Source organism: Pseudomonas sp. KBW05 (assembly GCF_003852405.1).
Taxonomy (GTDB): Bacteria; Pseudomonadota; Gammaproteobacteria; order Pseudomonadales; family Pseudomonadaceae; genus Aquipseudomonas.
Genome location: NZ_QAJM01000016.1, coordinates 519,072 through 528,640 on the forward strand (window position 1 = coordinate 519,072; position 9,569 = coordinate 528,640).

At 58.7% G+C, this 9,569-nt stretch carries 8 protein-coding genes; 2 read left to right on the forward strand and 6 right to left on the reverse strand.

The annotated features are described in order from the left end of the window. Nucleotides 1–258: 258 nt before the first annotated feature. From DBR46_RS16985 to DBR46_RS17010, 6 genes are all read right to left on the reverse strand, one after another. The gene (locus tag DBR46_RS16985) at nt 259–474 is read right to left on the reverse strand and encodes a DUF1127 domain-containing protein (protein WP_012721550.1); all 216 of its coding nucleotides are present in this window, start codon (nt 472–474) and stop codon (nt 259–261) included. 318 nt (nt 475–792) lie between these two features. Further along, complete coding sequence (locus DBR46_RS16990) at nt 793–2,286, reverse strand: acetyl-CoA hydrolase/transferase family protein (RefSeq protein WP_124527109.1); 1,494 nt, start codon at nt 2,284–2,286, stop codon at nt 793–795. Between the two features lie 238 nt (nt 2,287–2,524). Continuing rightward, a complete protein-coding gene (locus DBR46_RS16995) occupies nt 2,525–3,961 on the reverse strand; it encodes an NAD(P)(+) transhydrogenase (Re/Si-specific) subunit beta (RefSeq protein ID WP_124527110.1) in 1,437 nt (478 codons plus the stop codon). Continuing rightward, nucleotides 3,961–4,281 carry an NAD(P) transhydrogenase subunit alpha gene (locus DBR46_RS17000; RefSeq protein ID WP_003187417.1) on the reverse strand — a complete coding sequence of 107 codons (321 nt, stop codon included), beginning with the start codon at nt 4,279–4,281 and terminating at the stop codon, nt 3,961–3,963. The genes DBR46_RS16995 and DBR46_RS17000 overlap by 1 nt, the downstream gene beginning before the upstream one ends. Before the next feature lie 15 nt (nt 4,282–4,296). After that, complete coding sequence (locus tag DBR46_RS17005; protein ID WP_124527111.1) at nt 4,297–5,418, reverse strand: Re/Si-specific NAD(P)(+) transhydrogenase subunit alpha; 1,122 nt, start codon at nt 5,416–5,418, stop codon at nt 4,297–4,299. Nucleotides 5,419–5,870: 452 nt separating this feature from the next. Next, entirely contained in the window at nt 5,871–6,770 is a 900-nt protein-coding gene (locus DBR46_RS17010) for a LysR family transcriptional regulator (protein ID WP_177414071.1), read from the reverse strand. 158 nt (nt 6,771–6,928) lie between these two features. On the opposite strand from DBR46_RS17010, the gene DBR46_RS17015 reads away from it, so the two are divergent. Both DBR46_RS17015 and DBR46_RS17020 read left to right on the forward strand, forming a co-directional pair. Beyond that, nucleotides 6,929–8,110 (forward strand): acyl-CoA dehydrogenase, encoded by a 1,182-nt coding sequence (locus DBR46_RS17015; RefSeq protein ID WP_124527113.1) that lies wholly within the window; start codon nt 6,929–6,931, stop codon nt 8,108–8,110. A 12-nt stretch (nt 8,111–8,122) separates the two neighbouring features. After that, a complete protein-coding gene (locus tag DBR46_RS17020; RefSeq protein WP_124527114.1) occupies nt 8,123–9,343 on the forward strand; it encodes a CaiB/BaiF CoA-transferase family protein in 1,221 nt (406 codons plus the stop codon). Nucleotides 9,344–9,569 lie beyond the last annotated feature (226 nt).

The following is a 9,569-nucleotide window of genomic DNA, read 5'->3' on the forward strand; positions in this document are numbered from 1 at the left end:
TTTCTTTCATGAGGTCCTGGAACACCATGTTGGGCGAGTCGCTGTGACCGATACAGATACACCAATGCTAAATTGTACTGCTTAACTGTTTGATTTTTTAAACTGTACCGCTCTGTGCGCAGGGCTACTGTTTTTGCCGCCGAATAACCCAATCCCAGAAACAACAAAGCCCGCCTCCGGTCTCCCGGGGCGGGCTTTGTTTTGACAAATCAGGTTGCTGGCGGTGGACCCGGCAGGTCAGGGCCAGCGAGCGCTAAATCAGCGCCAGAACGGCTTGCTCAGCTCTTCGTAGCGTTGAGCTTCGCTGATACCGGCGTCAGCCAGCAGACGCGAATCCAGGCGAGCCAGTTGGTGGCGGCTGGAGATGCGGCGCTGCCACAACATCAGGTTGGCGATAACGCGCAGAGGCAGGGAAGCCTGGGTGTTTACAGCTTTTTCTTCGAAGAACAGTTCGGAACTGAGTGTACGTTCCATGATGACATCCTTCCGCTTGTGGCGGGATTAGGTAGTGGTTTAACTGATGCCAATGATCCTCCTCCGGCGCAAGACTCTCTAGATACAGTTCACCTGTATTGTGAGGGGCCAGTTAACTGTTTAAGGAGGCTGTACTGTACGGAAATGGGGCAACTGTACCTGTCCGCACTTAAACAGTGCGAAATAGGCATTTTAGGCAGGAGGTGTGGGATATTTCGGTAGGAAATGACCGGTACAGCAGTACAGTTTTTGACGGAAGTGACGGTGACAACGCCGGGCTGATGAAACTGTATTTGCATCAGCCCGGATCTGTATCAATCACGCCTTGAGCATATGCCCGGTTTCTTCCAGGTTGATGTGCCAGCTCAGGGCTTCCCGCAGGATGTGCGGGGTGTGCCCGCCGATGGCGCAGGCCCTGTCGAAATAGGTGTTCAACTCATCGCGGTATGCCGGGTGCACACAGTTGTCGATGATCACCCGCGCGCGTTCGCGTGGTGCCAGGCCGCGCAAATCCGCCAGGCCGACTTCGGTCACGAGGATATCGACGTCATGCTCGGTGTGGTCCACATGGCTGACCATCGGCACCACGCTGGAAATCGCGCCACCCTTGGCGATCGACTTGGTCACAAAGATTGCCAGATGCGCATTGCGCGCAAAGTCGCCGGAGCCGCCAATGCCGTTCATCATCCGCGTGCCGCAGACGTGGGTGGAGTTGACGTTGCCGTAGATGTCGAACTCCAGCGCCGTGTTGATCCCGATAATGCCCAGGCGCCGCACTACTTCCGGGTGGTTGGAGATCTCTTGCGGGCGCAGCACCAGCTTGTCCTTATAGTGTTCAAGGTTGCCGAACACGTCGGCGTTGCGGCGCTCCGACAAGGTGATCGAACTGCCCGAGGCGAAGCTCAGCTTGCCCGCGTCGATCAGGTCGAACGTCGAGTCCTGCAACACTTCCGAGTACATGGTCAGGTCTTCGAACGGTGAGTCGATCAAGCCGCACATCACCGCGTTGGCGATGTTGCCGATGCCGGCCTGCAGCGGGCCAAGCTTGTTGGTCATGCGCCCGGCGTCCACTTCCTGCTTGAGGAAGTTGATCAGGTGATTGGCGATGCCTTGGGTGTCGCTGTCAGGCGGCGTCACGGTGGACGCGGAGTCGGCCTGGTTGGTGATGACGATGCCGACGATTTTCTCCGGTGGGATCGGGATCGCAGTGCTGCCGATGCGGTCATCGACCTTTACCAGCGGGATTGGCGTGCGGGTTGGCCGATAGGTCGGGATATAGATGTCGTGCAGCCCTTCCAGGTTCGGGTTGTGCGCCATGTTGATCTCGACGATCACCTGTTTGGCGAAAATCGCAAAGCTGGCCGAGTTGCCCACGGAGGTGGTCGGCACGATGTGGCCTTGCTCGGTGATCGCGACGGCTTCGATGACCGCAATGTCCGGCAGCTTGAGCTGGTTATTGCGCAGTTGCTCAACGGTTTCCGACAAGTGCTGGTCGATAAACATCACTTCGCCCGCGTTGATCGCCTTGCGCAGGGTGCTGTCGACCTGGAACGGCATGCGTCGGGACAGCACGCCGGCTTCGGTCAGTTGCTTGTCCAGGTCGTTGCCAAGGCTGGCGCCGGTCATCAGGGTGATTTTCAGCGGCGACGTCTTGGCGCGCTCGGCTAGCGCGTGGGGCACGGCCTTGGCTTCACCGGCGCGGGTGAAGCCGCTCATGCCGACGGTCATGCCGTCTTCGATCAGTGCGGCGGCGTCTGCCGCGCTCATGACCTTGTCTAACAACGAAGGCAAGCGGATGCGATCACGGTACATGGATTCTTATCTCAGGCTACGGAAGCAAGGTGCGCAGTTTAGTGATTTCAAAAAAATTCGGCCCGCTACCATGGTCGAATGCCGGGCAGCGATTTAGAGCCTTTGGTCGGGTTTCATGTGTGTGCAAAGCGGGGCGCGGAGCGTCCCTGAATGCATTCCCACGCAGAGCGTAGGAACGATCAATAAAAAACCCCAGCCTATCGCAGGCCGGGGTTTCGAGTATTGCGCTGGAGCAGTGTCACTCGACGGCTTTGACCATGTCTTCGATGACCTTCTTCGCATCACCAAAGACCATCATGGTCTTGTCCAGATAGAACAGTTCGTTATCCAGACCGGCATAACCGCTGGCCATCGAGCGTTTGTTGACGATGATGGTCTTGGCCTTGAACGCTTCGAGGATCGGCATACCGGCAATCGGCGAGTTCGGATCATTCTTGGCGGCCGGGTTGACCACGTCGTTGGCGCCCAACACCAGCACCACGTCGGCCTGGCCGAACTCGGAGTTGATGTCTTCCATCTCGAACACCTGGTCATAAGGCACTTCGGCCTCGGCCAGCAGTACGTTCATGTGCCCGGGCATACGGCCCGCCACCGGGTGGATCGCGTACTTTACGGTGACGCCACGGTGGGTGAGCTTCTCGGTCAGTTCCTTGAGCGCGTGTTGCGCCCGCGCCACTGCCAAGCCGTAGCCGGGAACAATGATCACGGTGTCGGCGTTGGTCAGCAGGAAGGTCGCGTCGTCGGCCGAGCCGGATTTGACCGGGCGTGCTTCTTTGGAGCCCGCTGCGGCGCCCGCATCCGGCGCATTGCCGAAACCGCCGAGCAGTACATTAAAGAAGGAGCGATTCATCGCCTTGCACATGATGTACGACAGGATCGCGCCGCTGGAGCCCACCAGGGAACCGGCGATGATCAGCATCGAGTTGTTCAGCGAGAAGCCGATACCCGCCGCTGCCCAGCCGGAATAGCTGTTGAGCATCGACACCACCACCGGCATGTCGGCGCCGCCAATCGGGATGATGATCAGCACGCCGAGCACGAACGCCAGGACCAGCATCAGCGCGAAGGCGGTGAGGTTGCCGGTGAACATGAACGCCAGGCCCAGGCCCAGGGTCAGCAGGCCCAGCACCAGGTTGATCTTGTGCTGGCCGCCGAACTGTACCGGTGCGCCCTGGAACAGGCGGAACTTGTATTTGCCCGACAGCTTGCCGAACGCGATCACCGAACCGGAGAAGGTGATGGCGCCAATGGCTGCGCCGAGGAACAGTTCCAGGCGGTTACCGGCCGGGATCGCATCACCGAGGTGTTTAACGATACCCAGGGATTGCGGCTCGACGACCGCTGCGATGGCAATAAACACCGCTGCCAGGCCGATCATGCTGTGCATGAACGCCACCAGCTCCGGCATCTTGGTCATTTCTACACGCTTGGCCATGATCGAACCGGCGGTGCCGCCGACCAGCAGGCCAACAATCACGTAGCCAATGCCGGCAGTGGCCAGCTCAGCCCCGAGCTTATAGATGAGGCCTACGGTGGTGAGCACCGCCAGCGCCATGCCGAGCATGCCGAACAGGTTGCCGCGACGCGAGGTGGTCGGGTGCGACAGGCCTTTGAGGGCCTGGATGAAGCAGATCGACGCGATCAGGTAGAGCGTCGTTACCAGATTCATGCTCATTACTTCGGCGCCTCTTCTTTTACTTTCGGGGCTTTCTTCTTGAACATCTCAAGCATCCTGCGCGTAACCAGGAAACCGCCGAACACGTTCACCGCCGCCAAAGCCACGGCCAGGGTGCCCATGGTCTTGCCCAGTGGTGTCACGGTGAGGGCGGCAGCCAGCATGGCGCCGACGATCACAATCGCGGAAATCGCGTTGGTCACCGCCATCAATGGCGTGTGCAGCGCGGGTGTCACGTTCCAGACCACGTGGTAACCGACATAAATCGCCAGCACAAAGATGATCAGGTTGTAGATACCGGGGGAGATAAGCTCTTCCATCGTCTGAATCCCTGCTTAGGCGTTTTTGCGGATGACTTGGCCGTCGCGGCACATCAGGCACGCGGCGACGATGTCGTCTTCGAGGTTGATTTCAAACTGCCCTTCCTTGGTGAAGACCAGCTTCAGGAAGTCCAGCAGGTTGCGCGCGTACAAGGCCGAGGCGTCGGCGGCGACAGCGCCGGCGAGGTTGGTCGGGCCGCAGATGATCACGCCGTTCTCCACTACAACCTGGTCGGCGACGGTCAGCGGGCAGTTGCCACCTTGAGCAGCGGCGAGGTCGATGACCACCGAGCCGGGTTTCATCTGCGCGACAGTGTCGGCGCTGAGCAGAGTTGGCGCTTTGCGGCCGGGGATCAGTGCCGTGGTGATGACGATGTCAGCCTGCTTGGCGCGCTCATGCACGGCCAGGGCTTGGCGCTGCATCCAGCTGGTCGGCATTGGGCGAGCGTAGCCACCAACGCCGACGGCACATTCACGTTCTTCATCGGTCTCGTAGGGCACGTCGACAAACTTGGCGCCGAGGGATTCGATCTGCTCTTTCACCGCCGGGCGTACGTCAGACGCTTCGATCACCGCACCCAGACGTTTCGCCGTGGCGATGGCCTGCAGGCCAGCAACACCCGCACCGAGGATCAGCACGCGAGCGGCTTTAACGGTACCGGCGGCGGTCATCAGCATCGGCATAAAGCGCGGGTAGTGATGAGCGGCGAGCAGCACGGCCTTATAGCCGGCGATGTTGGCCTGGGACGACAGCACGTCGAGGCTCTGGGCCCGCGAGGTGCGCGGCGCGGCTTCGAGGGCAAAGGCGGTAATGCCGCGCTCGGCGAGCTTGGCGATGGTTTCGTTGCTGAACGGGTTGAGCATGCCCACCAACACGGTGCCGCTTTTGATCAGCGTGAGTTCGCTGTCGCTAGGGGCCACCACCTTGAGAATCAGCTCGGCACCAAACGCATCGTTGGCACTGCCAATGGTTGCGCCTGCCGTTTCATAGGCACTGTCAGTGATGCTGGCGTTAATGCCGGCGCCGCTTTGTACAGTGACCTTATGGCCCTGGCCGATCAGCTTCTTGATGGTTTCCGGGGTGGCAGCCACCCGCGTTTCACCGGTCTGGGTTTCGAGAGGAACACCAATGTGCACGTCAAATCTCCTGCATGATCTTTTTGCTTTTGATCTTTTTGTAAAAAGGCCAGTGCGCCGTGAGTGGCGCATCTGGGGCGGCCGATCAGCACGATCCCGCTGAAATGACAGCGGGGCGCGGCATTTTGCAGGCGAACTTTACGGCCTTCAAGGGATTATGACGGGTGACGAAAAATTAACTACAAGTCACCCTGTGACTGATTGTCGCAACACTCTGAAATAACCTCTTCAAATACATGGGTTTAAAGGGCTGCAGGCATTTCTCGGGTGTTTTTCCATTGCTGGTGTGAATAGTCGCGCATTGACCTGCAAGTGTCGCTGAAGGCCATGAGAATCATGGCTTTGCGCTGTATTTTCAGCCGATAAGTACAGTCTGCTTAAATGCGACATATACGTATATCTGTAGGATCGTAATTTGCCTGACTACAAAGTCAACAAAGTCATTTCAGCCTTTAAATGCTGGGGCTATAGCGCTGTGATTGATCGATCAGCCAGTCCCTGAACGCGTGCAGCGAGGCGGATTCGACTTTTCTGTCAGGAATCATCAGGTAATAGGCCTTCGCGCTGGTCAGGACCTCAGGGCTTGCGATCACCAGTCGCCGCTCATCCAGCTCGCGTTGAATAAGGAACGGTGGGATCAGCGCAATGCCCATGTCATGCATGGCGGCTTGGGACAGCATCGAGAATAGCTCGTAACGTGGGCCTGTCATGTCGCGGGGCACGTTCAATTGCTGGGCGTCGAACCACTGGCGCCACGCGTAGGGTCGGGTGGTCTGCTGCAGCAATGGCAGCTGCGCGATCTCCTGGGCGGAAAAGTGCGTGCGGTCGCCCAACAGGTGTGGGCTGCACACAGGGACTGGGTTTTCTCCCATCAGTCGGTGGGATTCTGTACCGGACCAATCGGCATCACCGAAGTAGATCGCGGCGTCGAAGTCGGTGTCGGCAAACAGGAACGGCCGTGTGCGGTTGGTGAGGTTGACCGTGACTTCCGGGTGCTGGCGTTGAAAATCCTTGAGGCGGGGGATCAACCATTGGGTGCCGAATGTCGGGACCACGGCCAGTTCGATGACGTTGGCGCCCTGCTGTCCCATCACGGACAAGGTGTCGCGCTCCACGGCATCTAGTTGGGTGGCCACGCGACGGCTGTAGGACAGCCCTGCCTCTGTCAGCTTGACCCCGCGGCGTGAGCGCCGAAACAGCTCGACACTTAAAAACTCCTCAAGGCTGGCGATTTGTCGGCAGATGGCGCCCTGGGTGATCGAAAGCTCGTGCGCCGCCTTGGTAAAGCTCTCGTGACGGGCCGCCGCTTCAAAACTGACAAGGGCGGTGGTGCTGGGGATTTTTCTGCGCATGTACCTTGTCCTCACATGTAAATCGTATGAGCGGAGCTGTTGAGTGTTTCGGAGTGAGAAATTAGCACAACCCTATGCGGAAACCTCGTTTGCCCTCCCCGCTCGCTCGGCCTAGGCTCCATGCACGACTTCTGATTTATCTTTGCGAGGACTTATTCATGGCTGGCAAGGCAAGCTTCAACTGGATCGATCCACTGTTGCTGGATCAACAGCTCACCGAAGAAGAGCGCATGGTGCGCGACAGCGCTGAGCAATTCGCCCAGGACAAGCTGGCGCCGCGGGTGCTCGAAGCCTTCCGCCATGAAAAGACCGACCCGGCGATCTTTCGCGAGATGGGCGAGACCGGCTTGCTGGGGGCGATGATTCCCGAGCAGTACGGTGGCAGTGGCTTGAACTACGTCTGCTACGGGTTGATCGCGCGTGAAGTGGAGCGTGTCGACTCTGGGTACCGCTCGATGATGAGCGTGCAGTCTTCGTTGGTGATGGTGCCGATCAATGAATTTGGCACCGAGGCTCAGAAGCAAAAGTATCTGCCGAAGTTGGCCTCGGGTGAGTGGATCGGCTGTTTCGGTCTGACGGAGCCGGATCACGGTTCCGATCCGGGTGCGATGATTACCCGTGCACGTAAGGTAGACGGCGGCTACAGCCTGACGGGCGCCAAGATGTGGATCAGCAACAGTCCGATTGCCGATGTGTTTGTCGTTTGGGGCAAGGACGATGCGGGGGATATCCGTGGGTTCGTGCTGGAGAAAGGCTGGAAAGGCCTGAGCGCACCGGCGATTCACGGCAAGGTAGGCCTGCGTGCATCGATCACCGGCGAAATCGTTATGGATAACGTGTTTGTGCCGGAAGAGAACATCTTCCCGGATGTCCGCGGCCTGAAGGGGCCTTTCACCTGCCTTAACTCCGCGCGTTATGGCATCTCCTGGGGGGCGTTGGGCGCTGCCGAGTTTTGCTGGCACACCGCTCGCCAATACACCCTTGATCGCCAGCAGTTTGGCCGACCATTGGCGGCGACCCAGTTGATTCAGAAGAAGCTGGCCGATATGCAGACCGAGATCACGTTGGCTTTGCAAGGCTGCCTGCGATTGGGGCGTATGAAGGATGAAGGGACGGCGGCGGTTGAAATTACTTCGATCATGAAGCGCAACTCCTGTGGCAAGTCCCTGGATATCGCACGGATGGCGCGGGATATGTTGGGCGGCAACGGTATCTCCGACGAGTTTGGCGTGGCCCGTCACCTGGTCAACCTGGAAGTGGTCAACACCTATGAAGGCACTCACGACGTGCACGCGTTGATTCTGGGGCGTGCGCAAACCGGTCTTCAGGCGTTCTATTAATAGGAGCACGGCATGGGCGCGCTTTCACATCTGCGGGTACTGGATTTATCGCGAGTGCTGGCAGGGCCTTGGTCCGGGCAGATTCTTGCGGACCTTGGGGCTGAGGTCATCAAGGTCGAGCGGCCGGGCAGTGGTGATGACACCCGGGCGTGGGGGCCGCCCTTCCTTAAGGATGCCTATGGCGAGAACACCAGCGAGGCGGCGTACTACTTATCGGCCAACCGCAATAAAGAGTCGGTGACCATCGACTTCACGCGACCCGAGGGGCAGAAGCTGGTGCGCGACCTGGCGGCCAAGTCCGACATTCTGATCGAGAACTTCAAGGTGGGTGGTCTGGCGGCGTATGGGCTGGACTATGAGTCGCTCAAGGAGATCAATCCAGAATTGATCTACTGCTCGATCACCGGCTTTGGTCAGACAGGGCCTTATGCCGGGCGTGCGGGCTACGACTTCATGATCCAGGGCTTGGGTGGGCTCATGAGCCTGACCGGACGACCTGAGGGGGATGACGGTGCTGGACCGGTAAAGGTTGGCGTGGCGTTGACTGACATCCTCACGGGGCTCTACTCGACTGTAGCGATCCTGGCCGCGCTGGCGCATCGGGACCATGACGGCGGTGGGCAGCATATCGATATGGCGCTGCTGGATGTGCAGGTTGCATGTCTGGCCAACCAGGCGATGAATTACCTGACGACGGGTGTATCGCCGAAGCGTTTGGGTAATGCGCATCCGAATATCGTGCCGTATCAGGACTTTCCTACGGCAGATGGCGATTTCATCCTGACCGTCGGGAATGACGGACAATTCCGCAAGTTTGCCGAAGTGGCTGGGCAGCCACAGTGGGCGGATGATCCGCGCTTCTCTACCAATAGGGTGCGGGTAGCCAATCGTGCGGAGCTGATTCCGTTGATTCGCCAGGCGACGGTGTTCAAGACTACCGCTGAATGGGTGACGCAGCTGGAACAGGTTGGTGTGCCGTGTGGGCCGATCAATGATCTGGCGCAGGTGTTTGCCGACCCGCAGGTCAAGGCGCGTGGCTTGGCGATGGCGTTGCCCCATGCGCTGGCCGGGATGGTGCCTCAGGTGGCAAGCCCTATACGACTGTCCAAGACGCCGGTGGAGTATCGAAGTGCGCCTCCGCTGTTGGGGGAGCATACGGCTCTGGTATTGCGTGAGGTGCTTGGTTTGGGGGAGGCGAATGTGACGGCTTTGAGAGAGGCTGGGGTTGTCTGATACAGCTCTTCTATATAGTAGGGGCTGAATTGGTGGTTTTTTAATCAATTTTAGCTAATTGATAGAAAAACCAAATTAACGGTTGACGGCAGATTTCAGATGTCTATAATTCGCCCCACTTCCGGCGCAGTCGAAACGGAAAACTCCTTGGTAAACAATGAGTTATGAAGCTTTCGGCAGCAGGTGCTTCAGTTCATCGAAGCCAGAAAGAAGTTGAAAAAGAGGT

Bases quoted from the DNA above. Each gene is read 5' to 3' on its own strand.
- DBR46_RS16985 (WP_012721550.1), bottom strand. From the start codon at position 474: ATGGAACGTACACTCAGTTCCGAACTGTTCTTCGAAGAAAAAGCTGTA.
- DBR46_RS16990 (WP_124527109.1), bottom strand. From the start codon at position 2,286: ATGTACCGTGATCGCATCCGCTTGCCTTCGTTGTTAGACAAGGTCATG.
- DBR46_RS16995 (WP_124527110.1), bottom strand. From the start codon at position 3,961: ATGAGCATGAATCTGGTAACGACGCTCTACCTGATCGCGTCGATCTGC.
- DBR46_RS17000 (WP_003187417.1), bottom strand. From the start codon at position 4,281: ATGGAAGAGCTTATCTCCCCCGGTATCTACAACCTGATCATCTTTGTG.
- DBR46_RS17010 (WP_177414071.1), bottom strand. From the start codon at position 6,770: ATGCGCAGAAAAATCCCCAGCACCACCGCCCTTGTCAGTTTTGAAGCG.
- DBR46_RS17015 (WP_124527113.1), top strand. From the start codon at position 6,929: ATGGCTGGCAAGGCAAGCTTCAACTGGATCGATCCACTGTTGCTGGAT.
- DBR46_RS17020 (WP_124527114.1), top strand. From the start codon at position 8,123: ATGGGCGCGCTTTCACATCTGCGGGTACTGGATTTATCGCGAGTGCTG.